This window comes from Pseudophaeobacter sp., assembly GCF_048267565.1.
Classification (GTDB): Bacteria; Pseudomonadota; Alphaproteobacteria; order Rhodobacterales; family Rhodobacteraceae; genus Pseudophaeobacter; species Pseudophaeobacter profundi.
Genome location: NZ_JBLWXG010000007.1, coordinates 30378 through 52590 on the forward strand (window position 1 = coordinate 30378; position 22213 = coordinate 52590).

General features: G+C 62.6%; 11 protein-coding genes. 1 reads left to right on the forward strand and 10 read right to left on the reverse strand.

Annotated features, from left to right (window positions below):
- Positions 1-14: 14 nt before the first annotated feature.
- The 8 genes from ACN0VH_RS15040 to ACN0VH_RS15075 form a co-directional block, all read right to left on the reverse strand.
- Complete coding sequence (locus ACN0VH_RS15040; protein ID WP_417701051.1) at positions 15-902, reverse strand: glycosyltransferase family 2 protein; 888 nt, start codon at positions 900-902, stop codon at positions 15-17.
- The gene (locus tag ACN0VH_RS15045; RefSeq protein ID WP_278921413.1) at positions 899-3439 is read right to left on the reverse strand and encodes a hypothetical protein; all 2541 of its coding nucleotides are present in this window, start codon (positions 3437-3439) and stop codon (positions 899-901) included. Before ACN0VH_RS15045 ends, ACN0VH_RS15040 begins: the two co-directional genes overlap by 4 nt.
- Positions 3436-4395 carry a hypothetical protein gene (locus ACN0VH_RS15050; protein ID WP_417701052.1) on the reverse strand — a complete coding sequence of 320 codons (960 nt, stop codon included), beginning with the start codon at positions 4393-4395 and terminating at the stop codon, positions 3436-3438. The genes ACN0VH_RS15045 and ACN0VH_RS15050 overlap by 4 nt, the downstream gene beginning before the upstream one ends.
- Positions 4396-4399: 4 nt before the next feature.
- Positions 4400-5086: a 4'-phosphopantetheinyl transferase family protein gene (locus tag ACN0VH_RS15055; protein ID WP_417701053.1), complete on the reverse strand. Its 687-nt coding sequence runs from the start codon at positions 5084-5086 to the stop codon at positions 4400-4402.
- On the reverse strand, positions 5083-9804 hold the full coding sequence (locus ACN0VH_RS15060) for a MupA/Atu3671 family FMN-dependent luciferase-like monooxygenase (protein ID WP_417701054.1): 4722 nt from the start codon (positions 9802-9804) through the stop codon (positions 5083-5085). The genes ACN0VH_RS15055 and ACN0VH_RS15060 overlap by 4 nt, the downstream gene beginning before the upstream one ends.
- Entirely contained in the window at positions 9801-10814 is a 1014-nt protein-coding gene (locus tag ACN0VH_RS15065) for a glycosyltransferase family 2 protein (protein WP_278921409.1), read from the reverse strand. The genes ACN0VH_RS15060 and ACN0VH_RS15065 overlap by 4 nt, the downstream gene beginning before the upstream one ends.
- A complete protein-coding gene (locus tag ACN0VH_RS15070) occupies positions 10811-17338 on the reverse strand; it encodes a type I polyketide synthase (protein ID WP_417701055.1) in 6528 nt (2175 codons plus the stop codon). The genes ACN0VH_RS15065 and ACN0VH_RS15070 overlap by 4 nt, the downstream gene beginning before the upstream one ends.
- Before the next feature lie 306 nt (positions 17339-17644).
- Positions 17645-19108: a hypothetical protein gene (locus tag ACN0VH_RS15075; protein ID WP_278921407.1), complete on the reverse strand. Its 1464-nt coding sequence runs from the start codon at positions 19106-19108 to the stop codon at positions 17645-17647.
- 267 nt (positions 19109-19375) lie between these two features.
- On the opposite strand from ACN0VH_RS15075, the gene ACN0VH_RS15080 reads away from it, so the two are divergent.
- Positions 19376-20131 (forward strand): WecB/TagA/CpsF family glycosyltransferase, encoded by a 756-nt coding sequence (locus tag ACN0VH_RS15080; protein WP_278921406.1) that lies wholly within the window; start codon positions 19376-19378, stop codon positions 20129-20131.
- 6 nt (positions 20132-20137) lie between these two features.
- Here ACN0VH_RS15080 and ACN0VH_RS15085 read toward each other — a convergent pair whose 3' ends face one another.
- Both ACN0VH_RS15085 and ACN0VH_RS15090 read right to left on the reverse strand, forming a co-directional pair.
- Positions 20138-21118 (reverse strand): glycosyltransferase family 2 protein, encoded by a 981-nt coding sequence (locus ACN0VH_RS15085; RefSeq protein WP_417701056.1) that lies wholly within the window; start codon positions 21116-21118, stop codon positions 20138-20140.
- Positions 21115-22197 (reverse strand): glycosyltransferase family 2 protein, encoded by a 1083-nt coding sequence (locus ACN0VH_RS15090; protein ID WP_417701057.1) that lies wholly within the window; start codon positions 22195-22197, stop codon positions 21115-21117. The genes ACN0VH_RS15085 and ACN0VH_RS15090 overlap by 4 nt, the downstream gene beginning before the upstream one ends.
- Between the last annotated feature and the right edge of the window lie 16 nt (positions 22198-22213).

The following is a 22213-nucleotide window of genomic DNA, read 5'->3' on the forward strand; positions in this document are numbered from 1 at the left end:
TATAGATCCCGCGTTCAGCGGCCTCGGGTCCAGCGCTGAGTTGATCGAAACAGCGGTGTCTTTACGGCCAGCGTGACCAGTGCATAGGCGGCAAAACCAGAGGGGTCCTGCCCAAACAGGTGCAGGGTTTCGCGCCAGTTCGGGTTCGCTTTGTCATCATTTTCCAACAGCTTGGGGTGGGTCTCCGCCAGTTCCGCAACACCCGCGTTTTGTCGCCGCCTGACGCGGGTCAGATTGCGAAACCCCTCTACCAGTGGCCAATGATACTTCCCCGGCAGCTTGATCCGTTCGCTGGGGCTAAAGGACAGCCGGGCAAAACTGTCGTCTGCAATAATGTCGGGCCAGTCCTGCCAGCGCCGCCGCCCGGCGCGGTTCATTGCAAAGAGCCCAAAGCCAGGCACCCCCTGTTGCACAAAGGGCAGGCGCGTCCAAAACCGGCCATAGGCCCGTGTCAGGGCGCTTTGGGCTGGGGCAATCTGGGGGGTGCCGCTGGCATAGCGCGGCTGATCGGTGCTGAGCGCGCGCGTGAGCTGGCCAATCAAGGCGGGGTCTACCGTGACATCTGCGTCCAGATAGATCAGCACCCGGCCGCGCGCCACCGCATCGCCTGCATTCAGCGCCTTGAGTTTGTCGCCTTCGGGCAGATCCAGGACGGTGAGGTGCCAGTGGGGGGCCTCTGCCCTGGCTGCGGCAAAGGCGGCCCTGGCATTCGCAACCGTGGCGTCGTTGCAGCCATTGGCCAGCAAAAGCACCTCTCCCTGCTGACCTTCTGGTAGCGGATCAGAGGCAAAGACGGCTTGCAGGCAGGACGCGATATAGGCGGCCTCATTATGGGCCGGGATCAGGATACTGACCTGAGGCGCGGTGGCGGCATACGGTACAGAGCGGGGCGGCGAGGTCATTTCACCGCCTCCAATGCGGACCAGCGTGGGTTGCTGTCGCTGAGGCTGCGCAGCGCCCCCCAGCTGCCCCATTTCCCCGGCACGGAGACATCGGCATAGGCGGTGAACAGACTGCCGCCCAGCTCCTGCCAGCGCGCAAGCAATTGTGCGTAAAGCGCGCCCATCTGGGGCGTATAGTTGAAATGGGTGAAAAATCCGGTGAGCAGCGCATCCTCGACCATGGGGCCGATACCCACCACATGGCTGCCGCCTTCATACATGATCAGATCCAGCCCATGCCGATCGGCAACCTCCTTGTGGTAGGGCAGCACTCGGCCGAGCAAATCGCTGAGCGTATCGGTAGCATCGCCGGTGACCAGACCGTCGGTCAGCTCTATCGCGGCCTGTTCGCTGGCGACATCGTATTGATGCGCCGCGATGAAAACGCGGGCGGCATCGCCACGCAGGCCTTTTGCGGCGGCGGCCTGTTGGGCGTGTTGCTGGCTGTCGCCAATCCAGGCGCGCACAATGGGCGCGCGGTCTTTCACCCCCAGGATGCCGCCAAAATAGCCGGTCACCGCATAGGCATCGAAATAGCGGGCAGGGGGCAGGCGGTCGGCTTCTTCCGCCTGCCAGAGCGGCGCTGTCAGGATTTGTTCTTCCAGCCCCAGCCAGCCGGTCTGGGTGGCCAGAACCCGCACCAGTCGCGTTGGTGGCGCACTGTCAAAGGCCGCCCCCCAGATCTGCGCGACCTCGGCCGCACGGCCGCCATAGAATTGCATCCACAGCTCTTTGCCGCCCCAGCGGGCCTGCGCCTGTTCGTCCGCCCAGCGGGCCTGATCGAACTGCCAGTTCCAGACCTCGTTGGAATATTCCACATAGGTCTTGAGGTCCGCGTCCAGATCCGCCGCTACCTGTTTGGCAAAGTTGCGGATATAGCTGTCATCGGCCTGATGTGGCATGTTGAACCAGGGGTCAGTGCCCAATTGATTGGCGAGCTCCAGCATGATCTCCAGTGGCACGCCCTTGCGCGCCCAGGAATAGTCGCGGACCCTGGGCCGGTCCTCCCAGCCGATCAGCGGTGAATTATTGGTCTGCATCCAATCCATGAAGCGCAGCGCGGCAAAGCCGTCCAGCAGATCAAGCCAGCGCGGATTAAAGATCTCGCCGGCGGCAAAGGCCTCTTGCTGGTCTTCCCTGACCACGGTGATATTGCGCGGATAAGTGCCATCGCGGCCAATGCGCTGCAGGCGAATTTCAACCGGGCCGGGGCCGGGGGTGTAGTCAAACGACACCTCGCCCTTGCCATAGCGCTGATTGTGCGCCCGGCCTGAGACTTCGACAATGCCCTGGCCCTCAAAGCGCAGCACATAGCGCCCGGCCAGCGATTGCGCAGTTTCCGGCAGGTCGGTCAGGATCACCGTCCCGATAGAGCCAAGCTCGGGTGGCAGTGCAGTCGGCCAGCCGTCGGGATCAAGGTAGCCGGCTGCCCTCAGGTCGGCCTCTGTTGCGCCGCCCCACTGGCCCGGTAGGTGCCCAACCCAGGGGCGCGCTGTCTTGAAATGATCCAGGAATGGTGCCTGTGGGCTCCAATCGGCCAGGGGCATCAGGTTCATGGCGATGGGCTGGCGTTCCGGGGGCGGCGCCTCTGAATGGCGTGGAGAGCTTGCCTGCGGCACAGGCTGGGCCACAGGCCCATTGAGCTGTGCCATAGCGGGCTCTGCCGGTGGCGGCGGTGGATCCTGCGGCAGCGCGGGCGAGGCAACATCTGCGCCCTGGGCGGCGGCCCAGGCCAGCTCTTGCAGGCGCGCGGCCAGTGCGGGCGCTGGCGCGGCAAAGGCCTTGCCCCATCGGTCATGCAGCTGATGCGGCAGCCCGCGTGGATCCTGCCCGGACAGCACCACATATTGCACCAGGCTGAGGTAATAAAATCCAATGGCATTGGGGTGGATATCGTCGGCAAAGACCTGCGAGATATTGCGCAATCCCGGCACTGTTCCGGCCTGAATGGCATCATCCAGCCGCGCCATGGCCTGGCCGGCGGGCAATAGGCGAATATCGCCCTGCGTGCTGTTGTTGACCTCGTCCACCAGGGCCTGCCAGCGCGGCAGATCCTGCTCTAGGCGGTTGCGCCAGGGCTGGTCGGCCCCATCATCAAACTGCACCTGCACGCCGGTGCCGCTGGCAAGACTGTGCCAGGTTTCCTGCAGGTAAAAGCGCACCTCGGGATTGGTGGCGCGGGCGCGCTCATAATACTGGGTGATGGCCTGTTCGGTGCCGCTCCACTTCAGATGATTGGCGAGGGGAATGGCTTCGGTCACGATGACCACATCCACCGGGGCGGCAAGCCGTTGCCGGGCGTTGATGCCCTCGGCACTATCGCCATGCTGCCAATTGTAGCTGAGCGGTGCGCCATTGATGATCTGGGCCTCGACGGTGATTTTGGCCGGGGCGGCGGACTGTTCCGCCAGCAGCTGTTGCAGCATGACCGGATTGTCAGGGCCAAACAGCGAATGCCCCACCATCAATACCGATGTGATCAGGGTTTCCAGGTTCATGGGTCTGCCGACGCCTGGGCGCCCCCCTTGGCGGCAAAGCCGCTGCGGGGCTGGGCTTGAACCACCTGCCAGACAATGCGTTGAATCTCGGCGGCCCCCTGTGCCGACAGGGCCTGCGCTGGGAGGCCGTTGGCGCGGGTCAGCTGATGCGGCAACCCCAGCGGCGGGCGCAGGTAGAGCACTGAATAATGGGTCAGCGCCACCACATAAGCCCCCAGATCATTCAGGTGGATGGTATCAATGCCACCTTGATCATTGCGGCTAAACAGATCGCTGCGTGCCTTCAGCCCGTCGATCTCGCCTGCTTCGGCGGCGCGGGCAACAGCCGCCATCACCTGTCCAGCCGGGATTAGATAGGCGGCGCGATCGGGCGTGGCGCGGCTGTCCTTGCCGGTTAGTTTTTCCAGCCAGAGCGGTGCCAGATCCTGCGCGATCCGGGTCTCCCAGCCTGCCGGGTCATCCAGGTGGTGCCAGGTTTCATATAGAAAGATCTGGGTATCGGGGTTGCTGCTGCGGGCCAGATCGGCCCAGCGGTGAAAATACTCTGCCCCATCAAAATAGCGCAGGGCGTCGCGCAGCTCGACCATCTCGGTCAGGACTACGGCGTCATATTCACCCGATCCAATGGCGCTGCGCGCGTCACGGTAGGCGGGGGAGCTGTTGGCGGTGTCAAAGTCGCGGATCGCCAGTTCCGGCTCCCAGTGTTCTTTCAGTGCGGTACCAGAGCCAAGCTGGCTGTTCCAGAGATGCCCCTGGGGGGCCAGTTGTGCCAGCATGTGCGGCACCTCCGGCCCGACCAGGGAATGGCCAAGGTGAAAGACCGCAAGCGGCGCCTGTGGGGGTTCGCGTGTCGCGACCGGCGGCAGCGGCGCAGGGGAAATCCAACGTATCAGGGGCCAGAGCACCAGTGCGGTTGCCAGCGCAACAAGAGCCATAAGGGTAGGGCGTGTCCGCATTCGCTCACCCTCGCAATTCTGCTGTGGTGACAATCAGCCCGGCACCAATGGCAAAGCCCCCGGTGATGCAATCGCCACAGTGAAACGGCGGCTGATCCGCGCAAAAACGGGCCGAGAAGCGCTGGCGCTCCAGGTCGATATCCAGCTCCATCCCGTCAAACCCATAGTAACGGGCACTGACGGAAAACTGGCATTTATAGGCTGCTTCCTTCGCGGAAAAAATCACCTTGGCCATCTGGCCGGGGTTGGCCTGGCGGCGCAGCCAGCTCTGTTCCTGGGGGGAACAGATGGCGGGCCACAGATCATCGGCCAGCGGCTTGTCCTCTTCAACGTCAATGCCAAGCCCGCGGATCGCACCTGCGCGCGCCACCACGGCCATGGCGCAACTGCGGGTATGGGTGATCGATCCCACCAGCCCGGCGGGCCAGATCGGGGCGCGGTTTTCGCCGACGCGGATGGGCTGAACCTGCAGCCCCAGTTGCGCCATCGCCTGATGCGCCGCAGCCCGTCCGGCAGCAAATTCATTTCGACGTTTGGCCACGGCATTGGGTGACAGGCAGGCGGCCTCGGCGCTGAAGGGGGAGGGCGGATTGGCCAACGGGTCCGATAGGCCCAAGGCGATGTCATCGCCAAAGAGCGGTCGCACCAGGGTGAACCGCTCTTGGTCTTGGGGTGCAATCACTGTCGTCATCCGGCCCGTGCTTTGCGGTTTGCCCGCATGGCGCGCCGTTTCGACATGGTGTCTGATTTGGCGGCCTGCGTTGTGTCGTCCTGGCCCGGATCATCGGGCTTTGCGCCGCCGCCTGCAAGGCCTTCTATATGGCTGGAAAGACCAGCCAGGGTGGGGAAGCGGAAGATGTCGGTGATCGACAGGCCGGGCAGGTCCAGCGCGGTGCGCAGGTCGCGGTGTGCCTGCACCGCCAAGAGAGAATGCCCGCCCAAGGCAAAGAAGTTATCCTGCGCCGAGATGTCGTTGATCCCCAGAATTCGGGACCAGACCTTGACCACTTCGCCCTGCACACCGCCTGCCGATGCGTCGCCCACCTGGGCTGCGCCGCTGTCTTGCGCCCCGCCTGTGGCGGCCTGCTGGGCCGATCCTGCCGCTGTGCCAGCCTGGGGCACATGGCGGGCAAGGCTGGAGACGGGCTGCCGCGCGGCAAGCTCCTTGCGGTCTATTTTCTTGTTGGGGGTCAGTGGAAAGGCCTTGAGCGGCACAATATGGGCCGGAACCATGACGGAAGCCAACTGGCGCGCCAGATCCAGCTTGATCGCGGCGATATCCAGTTCGGCTTGTTCTGCACCGTCGCCATGCGTCACATAGGCCACCAGTTGCAAATCTCCGCCCTGCTCGCGGGGCACCACGACAGCGCCGGTGACACCGGGCTGATCCGCCAGCGCCGCCTCGATTTCCCCAAGCTCGATCCGCTGACCGCGCAGTTTGACCTGATGATCGCTACGCCCGAGAAAGGCGAGCTGACCATCCCCCCCCCAGCGCACCAGATCGCCCGTCCGATACAGGGTTTCTGTGGTGAAGGGCAGCTGGACAAAGCGCTCTGCCGTCAGGTCGGGGCGCTGCCAATAGCCTGCGGTGACACCCGCGCCACCGATATAGAGCTCTCCGGTGGCACCCAGAGGTACCGGGCGCTGGGCCGCGTCCAGCACATAGACGGTGGTATTGACCACTGGCTGCCCAATGCTGGCGATCCCCTTGGGCTGGGTGGTGAGCGTGGTGCTGGTGGACCAGATCGTGGTCTCGGTTGGGCCGTACATATTGTGCATCTGCGCCGGGGTGGCCTCGCGCAGGGCGCTGATCAGATCACCGGGCAGGGCTTCGCCCCCCAGCAACAGATGTTGCAGCCCCGACAGCACTTGCCGGGCCTCATCATCCTGCACCAGCATCCGCGCCATCGAGGGGGTGCATTGCATGTGGGTGACACGGTGGCGCAGCATCTGGGCGCTGAGAGAGAAGTCATCCGCCGCCAGCTCTTGCGCGCGGTTGGTGCGTTCCAGCACTTCGGCCAGGGGTTTCAGCCCCTCCAACACCACCTCTGGTGCAATGCCATAGTCGATGAGGCAGGCAATTTCGTCGACGCCGATGGCTTTCAATTGTTCGCTGCGCGCCAGGGCGTCGTCCACGGTGCCAAAGAGGCCAGAGTCTTCAAAATAGCGCTCAAAGGCAAAGTCGAGGATTGCCTCCAGCTCGTCTTCGCCCAGCATATCCAGCTGCATTTCAAAGGCGTTGTTGACCCCTTTGGGGCGTTTGAAGGCCGGAAAGGCCCAGGCGTACTGCTTGATCAATCCGGCCGCCGCGCGCAGATAATCCTTCATCGGTTCGCGGGCAATGCGGCGGGATTCTTCGCGGGTTTCGGCCAGATAGCTGTGCAGCATCAGCGTGACCTTGAAATCGGCCGGATTGCGGCCACCGGCGCGCAGCGCATCGTGATAGATGCGGATCTTGTCGCCCACCTCTTCAATGCTTTGCCCCAAGAGATGCGTCAGCACATTGGCACCGATTTCGCCGGCCTCGCGCCAGGTATCGGGATTGCCCGCAGTGGTGACCCAAAGCGGCAGCTCTTTTGACACCGGTCGGGGCTGGGTGATGACACTGTGCAACGTGCCATCCTGACGCGGAAAACTCACGTCTTCGCCGCGCCAGAGTTTGCGGAGAGTATCGATGCAGTCATACATCGCAGGTTTGTTGGCGGGGGGGGTATTTTCGGGGCGCAGGATAAAATCATCCGGCTGCCACCCCGATGCAATGCCAAGCCCGGCACGCCCATTGGTAAGATTATCGATCACCGACCATTCCTCGGCGATACGGGCCGGGTGGTGCAGCGGTGCCACGCAGGATCCAGCCCGCACGCTGATATTCTGCGTTACAGCCGCCACTGCCGCACCGGTCACCGCCGGATTGGGATAGGGGCCGCCAAAGGCGTGGAAATGTCGTTCTGGTGTCCAGACCGCGTTGAAGCCATGCGTATCGGCAAATTTGGCACCTTCCAGCAGCAGGTGGTATTTGCGCGGTCCCGGCCCATCGTCGTTGCCCCAGTAGAAGAGGTTGAAATCCATCCGTCGATGGGAAATCGCCACGCGCCCTCGGGACAGCTCAAGTCGGCTTTCATCGCTGGACAGCACCAGCTTGAAGCCGCGCGACAGGGTCCAGAACAGTTCAAGCACCGAAATGTCAAACGACAGCGAGGTTACCGCCAGCCAGGTGTCACCGGCCTTGTAGGGGATACGCGCATCCATGGCGGCAAAGAAATTGGCCACATTGTCATGGCGCACCATGACGCCCTTGGGCAGGCCGGTCGACCCAGAGGTATAGATCAGATAGGCCAGATCGTCGCCGCTGGCAGTGCTGGTGATGTTTTCTGCATCTTCACCCAGCGGCTGGGTATCCAGCGCCAGGACTTCTGCCTGGCTATCGGGCAGATCCGCGCGCAGGGCCTGTTGGGTCAGAACCACACTGGCTTGGCTATCGTTCAGGAAATGGGCGATGCGGTCGCGCGGATAGGCCGGGTCCAGCGGCACATAGGCCGCCCCAGCCTTCAGCACTGCAAGGCTGGCCACCAGCAGATCGACGGAGCGCTTTATATAGATGCCTACATGGCTGCCGGGCTGCACGCCCATCTGTTGCAGCCGTGCCGCCAGCGCATTGGCGCGGGCGTTCAGGGCGCTATAGCTCAGGCTTTGGTCTTCAAAGACCAGCGCTGTTGCGTCAGGGCTGCGCGCCACCTGGGCCTCAAAGGCGGCCTGGATGGTGGGGGCTGGTACTGTCCCGTCCGCGGGATCTGCATTGCTCTGGTTCCAGTCTTCCAACAGCAGCCTGCGCTCGGCCTCGGGTAGGGCGGTCAGGTCCGACAGGGCACGATCGGGGTGCATGTGGGTGACCTCAAGCAGGTGTTGCAACCGCGCGACGAGCAGCTCTGCGGTTTTGGCATCCACCTGGGCATCATCCACATGCAGCGCCAGCCCGCCCTGATACAGGGACACACTGGCGGCGCAGCCTGGCAGGGCTGTATCCCGGTCCAGTGTCACCCCGATGGCAGGCTGCACAAGTGGCGTGAGTTCGGGGGCGCGGGCCACCAAATCACGGGCGAAGCCGCCGGAGTTCTGCGCGCGTTCCAGCCTGGGTTTGATATGATCAATCAGGGCATTGGCCGAAAGGTCACGCCGGACCTGTAGCGGCACCCAGGCAGAGAGAGCCTGTCCAATCAGCGCCGCCGCCGGTGCGGCTGGGGCAGCGAGGGCGATATCAGCCTGATCCTCACCAGTGCCCAGCAAGGCCCAGGTCAGGATCGCGGCAAGGATTTGATCTTGGCTCATGCCCTGCGGCAGGGCCACGGCCTGGCGGCTGAGGCTGGTTTTTCCTGTGGGCTGCCCGGAGGCCCGGGCCAGCGGCAGGGTGACAGGTTGCAGGTCTTGCAGGGCGGCGCGCCAGGGCAGATCCGCCTTATGGGCGCGCGCCAATGCCGCCTCCAACTCCTGTGCCTCTTTATCCGTCAAGCCAGGCAGCTGTGCGCCGGTGGTGAACAGGGCGGGCAGATCGACAGGTGCGCCCTCCAGGCTGGTGATATCTGAGAGCAGCACAGCCCCGTCAGAGGTGGCTACCGTGACTGCGCCCCCGGTGACGGCAAGCACGGTTCCCGCAGGCGGGGTTTCCGGGGGCGAGTGGTCCAGCGCAGAGATTGTTCCAACCCGCAAGATCTGATCGTCAAGGCGCAGCTTGGCGCAGCACAGCGGATTCCAATAGGCGCCAAAATCAAGGCCGCGCACCAGGCGACACAGGGCGATAGAGGGCTGGGAAAAGGCCAGCAGGCCACCTGCCGACGGGCGATGGTCGCGGGAAAAATAGCGCCGTTGCGACAGATCCTGCGGCTGCCGCTGCAGGGCATTTTGCGCCAGTTGCTCCAGAACCTCGCCAAAGCTGTCCATTGCGGCGGCATAGCATTTGGAGTTTAGACTGAAGGCGGTATCATCGGCGTCGATCGCGAACAGGCGCTGGGCCAGAATATCGCCCTCATCAATGCCGTCTTCCATCATGTGCCAGGTGATCCCATGCTGGGGCTCGCCGGTGATCAAGGCCCAGTTGGGGGTGTTCAGCCCGGCCATTTGCGGCAGTGGTCCATCATGGAAATTCACCGCCCCGTGGCGCGCCAGTGCCAGCACGGGATCTGGGATCACCTGCAGGTTGGCGATTGACAGCAGCCAGTCAAACCCGCCCGTAACCCCGTCCGCGATCTCGGCAGGGCGGCCCAGCACCATCAGCGATTTTTCCTGCGCCCAGGCACGGATGTCTTGGTCGGTGGAAACCACCGCAGCGATCTGATGCCCCTGATCCAGCAGCGCTTCGGCACAGCCGATCAGCAGGGATTCATTGCCAACTACAACACAGGAAAACGGGGTCATTTTAAATCCTTTGACATCGAAGTGCGCAGGCGCGTTTCCCCCTGTCGTTGAGGGCTGCGGCGCGATGGTACAAGCGCGTGGGCGATCAGGTCGCGTAAAAAATGGTCTGGGTCCGCCTGGGGCTTGCCCTGGATCAGGCGGCGCAGCCCGTATAGGCCACAGCCGGTGATCCGCGCCAGCGTGGCCAGGGCGGCATAGGCGCGCCCATGTGATTTGGTGAAATAGTGACTGCGCGAAAAGAACCAATAGGCTGGGGTGCGGCTCCAGGTTTTCATGCCCGTCGATGCAGAGCCCAGATGCGTTACCCGGCTGTCCGGCACATAGTGGGTGCGCCAGCCGGCCCGCGCGGCACGGCGGCACAGATCGGTTTCCTCAAAGTACAAAAAGAAGGTCTCGTCAAAGCCACCGATGTCTTCCAGCACGGGGCGGCGGATCATCAGGCTGGCGCCGGCGGTCCAATCAACCTGGGTCTCGGTCGCTGGTATGTCCATGGCGACGACCCAGGGCGCAAGCAGGCGGGTAAAGATCCCGGTGCGCGCGGCCATCTCAAACTCTCCGGCGATGGAGGGAAAGCGAAAGGCGGTGCGATGTGGGGTGCCATCGGTGCCCTGCACAAATGACCCCGCCAGCCCGGCGCCCGGATGCTGGCCCAGAAAATCGCGCAGGGTGGCAATGGTTTCGCCCTGCACAAAGGCATCAGAGTTGAGCAGATAGTAGTAGTCGGGCGCGGTCCCATCCGACAGCCCGGAGGCAAAACCGATGTTCATGCCAGCCCCAAAGCCGCCGTTTACCAGCGATTGAAGCAACCTGACTTTACCATCCTTGTGCCAGCCGCGTTGCTGAAAGCCCTCTTGCAGTGCCTCCCAGGATCCATCGCCAGAGCCATTGTCGATGACCAGTACCTCTCCCGGCAGGTGCTGCATTTCCGCCAGAGCGGCCTCGGCCGCCTGCAGGGTCATTTCGGGTGTGCGGTAGTTCAGAATGATGGTGAGGATGCTGCCGGTGCTCATGCGCGTTTACTCTGTTGGTCATCAAAGGACGCTGCTTGCCTTGCGGCAGGCGAGGCGGGCGCAGATGGGGTCAGCAGAGGTTTTATGGCGGCGGCCAGGCTGCTGACATTGGGCACCAGAACCATGCTGTCATGATCGCCGGGGACCTCAAGTACCGCAAGATTTGGCGCCCACCGGGTCCAGTCATTGTCGGCAAAGACATACTCGCGTTCACGGCTGACCCAATTGCCGCCCGAGACCGGCCAATGGCGATCCAAGGGCGGGCGCAGTAACGTCAGCGGCCCATCCCAGGCGCGCATCCTGTAGTTTTCCACGGCCTGACGAAAGGCCAGCTCGATCTTGCGATTGTTGAAACCCGGCGCCTGTTCGGTTTCCGCTGGCGGCTGGCGGCGTTTGCTGATTTCCCACAGGATCCGGTTTCGGCCCCATTCTAGCAAATAGCCCGTGCCTTTCTTGCGCAATTCGCGCAGTTTGATCAGTGCTTTGTCAACAGATTTCAGCGCTGGGCGTACCGGCAGCGGCGTGTCCAGCAACACCAGGGCGGCGGTTTTCTCGCCGTTGGCCTGCAGCTGCTGGGCCATTTCATAGGCGGTGATCCCGCCGCCGGAAAAGCCGCCCAGGTAGTAGGGGCCGTCGGGCTGGATCTGCTTGATTTCAGACAGGTAATCGGCTGCGGCTTGGGGGATGGTGGCATGCGGCGTCGCGCTACCGATCAACCCGCGTGCCTGTAGCCCGTAAACCGGGCGTCCCTGGCGGCCGTTGCTGCCCAGTTCCTGGGCTAGATGGCGCAGGTTCAAAACATTGCCAAACATGCCTGCCACCAGGAACAACGGCGCAAGATCGGCACCCGATCCCGGGTGTAGCTGTACCAGATGGCTATAGCTGGCTGGCGCGGCAGCGGCGCTTTCCTTGGCTGTGCTGTCGCTTGTGCCCACGCCGCGCTGTATCAGCAGATCCGCCAGCGTGGCGACGGTTGGGGCCTCGAACAGGGTCGACAGCGGCAGATCTATGTTGAACTGCCGCTTGATCTGGGCAAACAGGCGGACTGCAATCAACGAATGGCCGCCAAGATCAAAGAAGCTGTCGGCCGTGCCAACCTGACCCAGACCAAGCAGGCTCTGGAACATACCGGCGAGCTGCTCTTCCATGGGGGAGGAGGGCGCTAGATATTCGGTGTCGATATCGGGGCGCTCAAAGCTCTGGCTGCCGTCGCTGGCCTGTTCTTGCGCGGGGGTGTCGCTTTGGCGGATCAAGGCGGGCAGGTCCAGCGCTGATATCACGACCTGGGGGCGGCCACTGGCCACGGCGCGCAGCAGTGCTTCGGGGCCTTCACTGGCACGGATGCCATTGGCGATGGTCAGTTGCAGGCGGCGTTCTTCTGCCGAGAGCGGCTGCACAGCGTTGCCCCCCGCAGCAAGGCCCAGGACCTCTGCGCTGTGATCGGCGCTGGCCGGGGCCGGGCTGGCCTCAAACCCGCCAGCAAGACGTGTCATGTGGAAACCGGTGATTTCAACCAGAACTGCCCCATCGGCATTGGTGAGGGTCACATCAAAGCTGGCGCTGTCGACATTGACCGGTTCCTCGGTGCTCAGTCGTATGTGGCTGTGGATTTCTTCCGGCAGGGGCGCAAAAATGCGCAGGTTGCGATAGGCCATCGGCACCCAGAGGTCGGCCCCGTCATAGCCTGGGACCAGCGACAGCGCCCAGCCGGTGGCCAGATCCATCAGGCCGGGGTGCAGCAGGCAGTTGTCGCCCCTTGCGGTTTCGGGCAGATTCAGGCGGGCAAGACCTTCCTGCGGGCCAAGCGCCATCTGTTGCAGCACCTGCCAGCGCGGTCCAAAGGCAAGATGATCATCCTGCGGAGAAGAGAGCGCCGCACCTGTTTGTGCTGTTTGAACTGCACCGCAGCGCTGCTGAATGGCCTCCAGGTCCAGGGGGGCTGGCGGTTTGCCGTCCGGTGCAAGGCGGATCTCTGCTTCGCAGTTGAGGGCAAACCCGCCGCCGGGCAGGGCACTATGGGTGGCAAAGGCATAGCCGGTTTCCTCTGCCTGCAGGCGCAGCATTGCCGACTGTGGCGTGGCCGGGGCCACCACCAGCGGGCGCAAGAAATACAGATCTCGGATTTCAAACGGTGCGGTCAGGTCCAGCGCCGCCAGGCTTTCTGCGATCCATTCGATATAGCCGGTGCCGGGCACCAGCGCGGTGCCTGCCTGGGTGCGGTGTTCCGCCAGCAGCCAGCTGTTCTGGGCGTCAAGTGTCACGGCAAACACCGGATTGCCAAAACTGTCAAAGCCAGCTTCGTCCAACAAGGGCTGGGCGCAGTCCTGACGTGGGCTTGGGCCAGTGTCGCCTTGGCGCGCGGTCATCGCTTCATAGGCCATGCCGGTATCGGCCCAGACGCCCCAATCAACCGCGATAACGCGGGTCTTGCCGCCCTGACGATGGCCGGCATAGGCGTTCAGATAGTCATTGGCGGCAATATAGTCGACCTGCCCGGCGGGCCGGGTCACGGTAGAGGAAGAAGAAAACAGAACCAGCAGATCCAGCGTCCCATCGGGGAACAGTTCTTCCAGCACCCGCAGGCCGGTGACCTTGGGGGCCAGGACACGGGCCATCTGCGCCTCTGTCTTGGCCAGGATCGGCCCGTCATCAATCACGCCGGCGCCGTGGATGACACCGTTTACAGGGCCAAACTGGTGCTCTGCCTGGGTGACAGCGCGGCGCATTTCGATGCTGTTGCAGCTGTCGGCGGCAAGGGGCAGAACCGCGCCGTGGCCGATGGCCTCCAGCTCTTGTACCGCGCGGATGCGCTGCGCCTGGCGGTTGGCGGGGCTGTGGGTGGCCAGGTAGCGGGTCCATTGGTCGCGCGGTGGCAGGCCAGAGCGGGACAGCAGCACAACCTTGGCGTCAAAATGCTGCATCAGATGCGCCGCCGTCCGCAGCCCAATACCGCCGTATCCGCCGGTAATCAGGTAGCAGCCGCCCTGTTTGAAGCCGGGGTGTGGCAGGGCGGTCCCGGCCTCTGCCTGCGTCGGTTGCGTCCCTTGGGGCAGGGAGAGCGGACGCCAGGATTTTTCAAACCGCTTGTCGCCGCGCCAGGCGGCGGTGGTATTGGCGGGCTCTGCCAGCAGCTCTTCCAGCAGGCGCGGGGTCAGATCGTCAGGCATGGCCCCGCGTAGGGTGGCAATCAGCCCCGGGGTTTCGGGCAGTTCAATGTCTACGGTGGCGCAGGTAAAGTTTGGGAGTTCGCGCAGAATGGCGCTGGCCGGGCCAGAGATCATGGCCTTTTCCGGATAGGGCAGCGGCTCATCCGTGATCTGCGCCGCACCAGTGGTAAAGAGCGTCAGATGTACCGGCTCTGCCAGATCCAGCGCGCCCAGTTCCTGCGCCAGGGCGGTGACACCGTGAAACCCCATTTCCAGATTGCGATTAAAGAAGGAAGAACCGGGGCGGAAGCTTTCGCTGTCGGTGACCAGCCAGAAATGCGCAATGCGGGTCGGCAGGGTTTCGGTCTCGGCAAGATCGGCCAGCAGGGCATTGTAGCCAAAGCGGCCCTGTTCAGGGGCCAGGATATACTCGCCTTCCGCCAGTTTGGCGTAGGTATCGCCGGGGCGCACGAGATCAACCCGGTGCCCGGCCTGGCGCAGACGTGCGGCCGCCGCACTGGCCAGCCCACAGTCATCTGCAAAGATCAGCCAGTTTTGCGGTGCCTCGCCCAGATCGGTATCAATATCCAGGGCGCAATCAGCAAGCCGCGGGCGCCAGCAGGGGCGATAGCCCCAATCCGCGATATCCGCCGTGCGGGCTGGCAGTGGCATCTCTTGCGGGGCTTTGTTGCTACCGGGTTCGATGAAATAGCGACTGCGCTGGAACACATAGCCGGGCAGGGGCAGTCGATGGCGCTTTGCTTCGCCCCAGATCTGATCCCAGTCGGCCTCGATGCCGCAGGCCCACAGGCGGCCAATGACGCCAAAGAAATAGGCATCATCCAGCACGACCTGATCCTGGTGGCGCAGCGCGCTTAGCACTTGATTGGGCTGCACGGCGGGCGACATCTGGGTCAGGGCGCTCAGGGCCTTGCCGGGGCCGACCTCTAGAAAGACGCGACCCGGCGTGGCGGCAAGCGTGGCAATACAATCGGCAAACTGCACGGTATTGCGCAGCTGGCCAACCCAGTAGTCGGGATCCTGTGCCTGTTCTGCGGTCAGTCTCTGGCCGGTTCGGTTTGAAATCACTGGCAGTTGCGGCGCCGAGAGCGACAGCCTGCGCAGAAAATCACCGTAGTCCTGCAAGATACTGTCAAGCATGCGCGAATGGGCGGCGATATCGATCTGGATGCGCTGGAAATCGACCTCTTGCGCCAAGAGCTGTTCTGCCAGCCGGTCCAGCGCGGCCTGTGGCCCAGAAACAGCGGTCAAAGCGGGGGCATTGACGCTGGCAATGTCGAGCTCCTCACTGATCATCGCCTGTACGTCGGCCAGGGGCAGGGCAATCGACAGCATGCCACCGGCTGGAACCGTGTCAAACAGGCGTCCACGCAGCAGCACCAGATCAATGCAGTCTTCAAAGGACAAAACCCCAGCCAGACAGGCGGCGGTGTTTTCCCCCATGGAATGTCCAACCAGCGCCGCCGGGCGAATGCCCCAGCTGATCCAGAGCTGCGCCAGCGCATATTCCAGGATCATGATCAGCGGCAATTGTACCGAAGGGCGTTGCAGCTGGGCGTTCGCGGCAGCCTCATCGCCGGGGGGCGGCAGCCAGAGCGCGCGCATGTCATAGTCGATCTGCGGTTGCAGATGATCCAGCCCACGATCCATCCAATCGGCAAAGACCGGCTCTGTCTCATAGAGGTCGCGCGCCATACCGGCATATTGCGCCCCGCCACCGGGGAAGGAAAATACCACCTCGGGGGCATCGCCTAGGCGGTCGTGGCTGAAAACCTGGCGCGGATCGCCGCCCCGCAGCATAGCGGCGGCCTCTTGCGCGGTTTCAGCCACCAGGACCCGGCGTTTGCCAAAGCCGCGCCGCCCCTGTTTCAGGGTGTAGGCGACATCGGCCAGATCGACATCCGGGTTGGCCTCCAGATAGTTGGCAAGGGCCTCTGTATTGGCGTCAAGCGCTGCTTTGGACTGACCCGAAAGGCACAGGACATGAAAGGGAAAATCGCTTTCTTGCGAGATCTCGCGGACTGGCGCTTCTTCTAGAATGGCATGGGCATTGGTGCCGCCCACCCCCAGTGCATTGATCCCGGCGCGGCGTGGTCCCTGCTGCGAGATCCAGGGCGTCAGGCTGTCATTGACCCGGAATGGGGTATTGTTAAAGTCAATTGCCGGGTTTGGTGCCTCATAGCCCAACGAGGGCGGAATTTCACGGTGCTTTAATCCCAGTGCTGTCTTGACCAGCCCGGCAATGCCGGCAGCGGTATCAAGATGGCCGATATTGGTCTTGACCGAGCCGATCCGGCAGGGCGGGTTGCCCGCCGGGACATCGCGAAAGGCTTCGCCAAGGGCGGAGACCTCGATCGGGTCTCCCAGATAGGTGCCGGTTCCGTGGCATTCGATGTAGTCGATGCTGGCAGCTGGTATATCTCCCGCCGCCAGCGCCTGCCGGACTGCGCCTGCCTGCCCCGTGACCGAGGGCGCCAGATAGCCCGCCTTGTCTGCGCCGTCATTGTTGATGGCGCTGGCCTTGATGACGGCCCAGATATGGTCGCCATCGGCCAGGGCGTCCTCGATGCGGCGCAGGGCAACCGCCCCTGCGCCCGATCCAAAGACCGTACCCTGGGCGCGGTGATCAAAGGCATGGCAGTGACCGTCGGGCGACAGGATCTCGTTTTCTTTATACAGATAGCCTTGCCCCTGCGGCATATCGATGGTGACACCGCCGGCCAGGGCCATGCCGCATTCGCCATCGCGCAGCGCCTTACAGGCGTAATGCACCGCCACCAGAGAGGTCGAGCAGGCGGTTTGAATATTGACTGAGGGCCCTTTCAGATCAAACACATGGCTGACACGCGTGGTCAGGAAATCCTTGTCGTTCCCGGTGTGGCGCAACAGGAACATGCCGACCTCGTCCACCAGGCCGGGGTTGGAACAGATATTGAAGTAGAAATAGCTGCCCATGCCGCAGCCGGCATAGACGCCGATGGGCTCGTCCAGGCTTTCGGGGGGGTGGGCCGCATTTTCCATAGCGCCCCAGGCAACCTCAAGGAACTTGCGGTGCTGTGGGTCGAGAATGGCAGCCTCTTTGGGGCTGAAGCCAAAGAACTCGGCGTCAAAATCGGCAAACCCGTCGAGCAGGGCGGCATGCGGCACATAGTTTGGGTCGGCCAGGGTGGTCTCGGACACGCCTGCGGCCTGCAGGGTCTCGGGGCTGAGCGGAACGATGGATTCGATACCAGAGCGCAGATTGTGCCAATAGGCCTCCAGCCCTTCGGCACCGGGCACATTGACCGCCATGCCAACAATGGCGATATCGCCGCTATATTGCGGTGCGTCTGAGCTCTGATCTGCGGTCTTTGCCATGAAAAACACGGCCCCTCGTTCTATGCGGCTGTACGGTGGCTACCCTATCCCCTGTCGACGGCCCGCCCTGCCGAGAGGCGATGCCGCATCCCTTGGGGAAAGGGCGATGGTCTTCCTGGCCGGGTTCGCCGCGCCGTAGCACGGAAGACGCACAAACGCCGTCCCGCCGCAGACGCGCTGCGGACTCACCCAGGTGTGAAATTGCTTTGCCACTGCGGCAAAGTTGTGAAAGCAAGGTGGCCAAATTGGTCGCAAGTGCAATAACAATAAAGCAATCTGTTGAGCCATAAAATGCTTCATTTGCAACTATATCCGGCTGCGTGACGTGGATGATGGAGGCTGCGGCATCAAGATCTGCCTGCCCTGGAACAGGGGGCGCTTGCGCGAAAACACAGTTGGATCGCGCAGGCGTTCTGCATAGCCAAGGACTGATCCGGCACAAAGCCAGGTCATCGGCACCAGCGTATCATTGAGCAGCATATCCATCATGGTGGCGGCCAGGATCAGTGCGATGGCGGTAGAATAGGGTGAGATATCGCGCCCCCGCCGCCGCCGGATCTCGATCCCTAGCAACAGCAGCGGCGAACAGAGCAGCCCCATTTCCGCCAGATAGCCAAACCAGCCAAAGGTGCCAAAGACCAGGATCCAGTGGCCATCCGGGATCGAGATTATCGCGCCGGTTTCGATATCCCGGATCAGATTGCGCCCCCAACCGCCCCAGCCAAACCAGGGCTTTTCGGCGGCCCGCTCGAGCAAGATGGCTTCATTGTCAAAGCGATAGCCCAGCGACTGCGCCCGTGCCGGGCTGATGGCTTCGGCCTGCGCCAGTATGGCCTCGGTTGGGATAAGCCCCAGATTGCGCAGCATTGGATAGGTGATGGCGACAGCGGCCAGGGCAAGTGCAACCCGGATCTGCCAGCGCGCCGAGGCCAGTGCCACCAGCGGCACAAAGCTCAGCCCATAGGCCAGCGAAGCAAAGCTCTTGCATAGGTAGAGAATGCCGAACAGATAAAGGCTGGCCAGACCAAAGCGCAGTCGGCTGGGCCCCTGGGCGGCGCGGGCCAGCGCGGTGCAGGCCATCAGTGCCGAAAACATGAACAGCGCCAGCCACAGCGGATGCGGCAAGAATACAATTGGACGAAAGCCCCCTTGCCGCATGGTCTGGGAAAAATCATGCTGGAAAAACCCATAGATCATGGTGTTGATCTGCGGGCTAAGGCGGATCTCCAACAGCGCGGGCAGCGAATAGGCAAGGCCGGCAATGCACAGCGCCAGCAACAGCTCTTTTTGGCTTTCCGGGCTGGACAGGTAGCGCCGTGCCAGCAAGAAAGGCATCAGGACAATCACCTGATTGATCATCACCGAGCCCAGATCGCGCCAGCGCAGCCCCGGCAGCATATCGGTGAGAAAGACAATGGGATCAGACCCGGCCAGTACCTGGAATATGATGGGGTCGCCATTGGTCAGCACCGTAGGCACCACGGCAATAACAAACAGTATCATCAGCAGGCGGGCCAGCGGATGATGCGGCAGCAACGGCACTTTCTTGCGCAGCAACCCGGCACAGAGAATAAAGGCCATGATTGCGGGAATGGTAAACTTGTCCATATCCGGCACCAGGGGCAGATCGAATTCTGCCACCGGTGGCAGCAGAAGATAGCCACCGAGAATGCACCATAGGATCGCGCGCTCCAATGATAGGCGGCGAAACAGGACCAGGCTGACCAAAGGCCAGAGCAGCAGCATCAGGTAGGCAAGGGCGTTGGGCATGGTGGCAGGATACTTTTCAATTGCGGCAGCGCAATGTGCATACGGTGGCCAGGATGGGTCAGTTTGTTCGCATCGATGGCTAAAATTTCTGTCTTAACTAGTTGATCTTTGAACGCGAAATATCAGGCAAGGTTCTGTATAATATCGTGAAAGACCAGATTCGGCCAATCTGAAAGAGAGCGGCTGCGCGGTGCAAATTATTGGGTTGCACATATCTGGGTGACATTGCGCGCTTTGGTTCCAAGAGCGCGCGCCGGGGGTGAATGTTTGTTTTTTGAGTTTCAGGGCCAGCGTGTCACAGTCAATGTGCCCAGCAAGGCCGCGTTGGAAAGTGAAGTTCTCGCGCGTTTTGCAGCGGGAGAGGGCTTTGCTCTGGCGACTGTGAATCTGGATCATTTGGTCAAACTGGCGCAGAGCAAACCCTTCCTGGAGGCCTATCTCGGCCAGGATCTGGTGGTGGCGGATGGGCGCCCCATTGTCTGGCTGTCCCGCTTGGCAAAGCGCGAGGTGGAACTGATGCCGGGATCTGATCTGATACTGCCCCTGTGTCGACTGGCCGCCGCCGCCGGGGTGCCGGTTGCCCTGGTCGGCAGTACAGACAGGGCTTTGCAGGATGCGGCAGACTATCTGGGGGCGCAGGTTGCCGGACTGGATCTGGCCTGGTGTCATGCGCCCTCGGGGGTGTTCGATCCACAGGGAGATGAGGCCCAAGAGATCCTTGAAACCCTAAAGCGCAAGGGCATCCGGCTGTGTTTTTTGGCCCTTGGGGCGCCAAAACAGGAAAGCCTGGCCCATCGTGGCCGCCAGATTGCGCCTGCGGTTGGCTTCGCCTCTATCGGGGCAGGGCTTGATTTCTTTGGCGGGCACCAGATCCGCGCGCCGCTTTGGCTGCGCAAAATCGCTATGGAGTGGCTGTGGCGTGCGCTCAGCAGCCCGGCGCGAATGATCCCGCGCTATGCCAAGTGCTTTGCCATTCTGCCTGGGCACATCTGGGCGGCGATGCGGATTTTCGCGTCGAAGTAGTGCGCGCTACCGGGGCTGTTTGTATTCCATGATCTTGCGGTGGGTTCCGTGCAGGCGGTGCCAGAAATGCTCGGCGATGCCGGTGCTTTCGGCCAATTTTCCAAGAATGGAAAATAGCGCCGGACGTAGCCCCAAACGAGGGCCCAATCGCAGCAGTTGCAGTGGATAGAGCAGCAAGAGCAGTAGCGCCCAGGGTGAGAACAGCATGGCCAGAAGGAGCGCGCTTCCTGGCAGTACCATCCCCCACAATACCGCGCGGCGGGTTTCTTTGACCCAGTGGCGTTCTTGTGCCTTGCCATGCAGCGCGGCACCGGCCGCAAAGGCATATCCGGCGCGGCGGCTGCGTATCCACCACTGGCGAAACCGGGTCATCTGGGCGTCGTGCAGGGTCATCTCTGCCTCAAGCCGCCAGATTTTCCAGCCCTCGCGGCGCAGGCGCAGGCAGAGTTCGGGCTCTTCCCCGGCAATAAGGTCTTCGCGGTAGCCCGAGACCGCGCGCAGCGCCGAGAGCCGCATCAGGGCATCGCCACCGCAGGCCAGGGCCTCACCGATGGGGGTGTCCCATTCCGCGTCGCAGATCAGATTGTAGATAGAAGCTTCGGGAAAGCGTTCGCGGCGGCGGCCACAGACCACGGCAACGCGCGGGTTCTGGCGCAAAAACTCGGCGGCCTGCGGGATCCAGGCGGCATCGACCTCGCAGTCGCCATCGACCAGCTGCACAAAGCCCTCTTGCGTGCTCAGCTCTGCCAAGCCGGCATTGCGGGCGCGGGCGGCGGTAAAGGGCCGCGTCATATCCAGTGCCACCACCTCTACCCCAAGGCTGCGGGCAGCGGCAACCGACCCATCGCTGGAGCCGCTGTCGACATAGATCAACCGTTGCACCTGCGGTTGCAGCGAGGTCAGGCAGGCCAGCAGGCGTGTGCCTTCGTTGCGGCCTATCACAACCGCGCTTATAGCAGGGGGCTGCTCTGGGGGGGCGTCAGTCATTTGGCACCTTTATGGGCACTTTGCGGGGCCTCTGCTGACTGGTCTATCGCGGTGGCAAAGTCGGGATCCCGCAGCAAAAAGCCCTGTTCTTGCAGGGCGGCAATACCGGGGAAACGCTGGGCACTGGCGGACCAGAGGCTAAGATCCGGGTTTTCACGCAGGACCATAAGGCGCTGACGGTCTTCGCCGTGACCAATCGCCCCCTGTTCCACAGAGGCGTGATCGCGCGCCAGCGCGTCATTGGCAAATTTGTAGTGCTTGATCAGCGCGCTCATCGGGGCCAGCCGCAGCCCGCAGGAAGCATGCGGATGCACGGCGGGGGCGACGTCGGGGCCAACAAAGATCAGCGGGTGTTTGCTCAGGCAGCAGTTTTCGCCAAAGACCTTGCCGCGCAGCCCCCCAAACAGGATCTGTGGCGCATGGGCCGGGGGGATGTTCTGGCGTAGGAAATAGGCCAGTCCACTGTCTTCGCTGTGGTAGTCATAAGCTGAAACCGTGCTGATATCGCAGTAGCAGAACTGTTGCAGCACCATTTCATAAGGCAGGTCGGCCAGGCTGCGCAGCGGTGCCTTTGGGACCATCTCCAGCATCTGGGCCATCAGCCCGGAATAGCCGTGATCCGCCAGATAGCGGGTCAGACCTGCAAGGCCGATCGAGGTGCTGCCTTCAAAGTCAAATAGTTCATCCATGTCGACAATCAGGCACCAGCGATTGCGGGCGTAGCGTTTGGCTGCATAGTTGCGGAAGTCGTTTTCAAACTGGCCCCAGGGCAGTTTCGACTGCAGGATCACCACCCCCGGCTGCTGGCGCAATCGCGCCAGGGTGTCATCGCTGGAGCCATTGTCGAAAAAGACAAAATGCGCCACCCCAAGGCGGCGGTAATGTTCAAAAAACGGTTCCAGATAATAGGCCCCATCGCGCACCAGCGCGACCAGAACCACCTCATCCGCGGCTGCGACCCTGTGTCTGGCTCCGTGCAGGTGGCGCACAGAGGTTGAAAAGCGCATCTGATGCCGCAGACGGGCAAGCCGTTTCCTAATGCGCCCCAAGAGCGATGGCTGGTCGGGGTGGTCCGTCATGCGTTTGATCCAGATA

Excerpts from the sequence above, each read along its gene's own strand:
- ACN0VH_RS15040 (WP_417701051.1), bottom strand. The coding sequence starts at position 902 with ATGACCTCGCCGCCCCGCTCTGTACCGTATGCCGCCACCGCGCCTCAG.
- ACN0VH_RS15045 (WP_278921413.1), bottom strand. The coding sequence starts at position 3,439 with ATGAACCTGGAAACCCTGATCACATCGGTATTGATGGTGGGGCATTCG.
- ACN0VH_RS15050 (WP_417701052.1), bottom strand. The coding sequence starts at position 4,395 with ATGCGGACACGCCCTACCCTTATGGCTCTTGTTGCGCTGGCAACCGCA.
- ACN0VH_RS15055 (WP_417701053.1), bottom strand. The coding sequence starts at position 5,086 with ATGACGACAGTGATTGCACCCCAAGACCAAGAGCGGTTCACCCTGGTG.
- ACN0VH_RS15060 (WP_417701054.1), bottom strand. The coding sequence starts at position 9,804 with ATGACCCCGTTTTCCTGTGTTGTAGTTGGCAATGAATCCCTGCTGATC.
- ACN0VH_RS15065 (WP_278921409.1), bottom strand. The coding sequence starts at position 10,814 with ATGAGCACCGGCAGCATCCTCACCATCATTCTGAACTACCGCACACCC.
- ACN0VH_RS15070 (WP_417701055.1), bottom strand. The coding sequence starts at position 17,338 with ATGGCAAAGACCGCAGATCAGAGCTCAGACGCACCGCAATATAGCGGC.
- ACN0VH_RS15075 (WP_278921407.1), bottom strand. The coding sequence starts at position 19,108 with ATGCCCAACGCCCTTGCCTACCTGATGCTGCTGCTCTGGCCTTTGGTC.
- ACN0VH_RS15085 (WP_417701056.1), bottom strand. The coding sequence starts at position 21,118 with ATGACTGACGCCCCCCCAGAGCAGCCCCCTGCTATAAGCGCGGTTGTG.
- ACN0VH_RS15090 (WP_417701057.1), bottom strand. The coding sequence starts at position 22,197 with ATGACGGACCACCCCGACCAGCCATCGCTCTTGGGGCGCATTAGGAAA.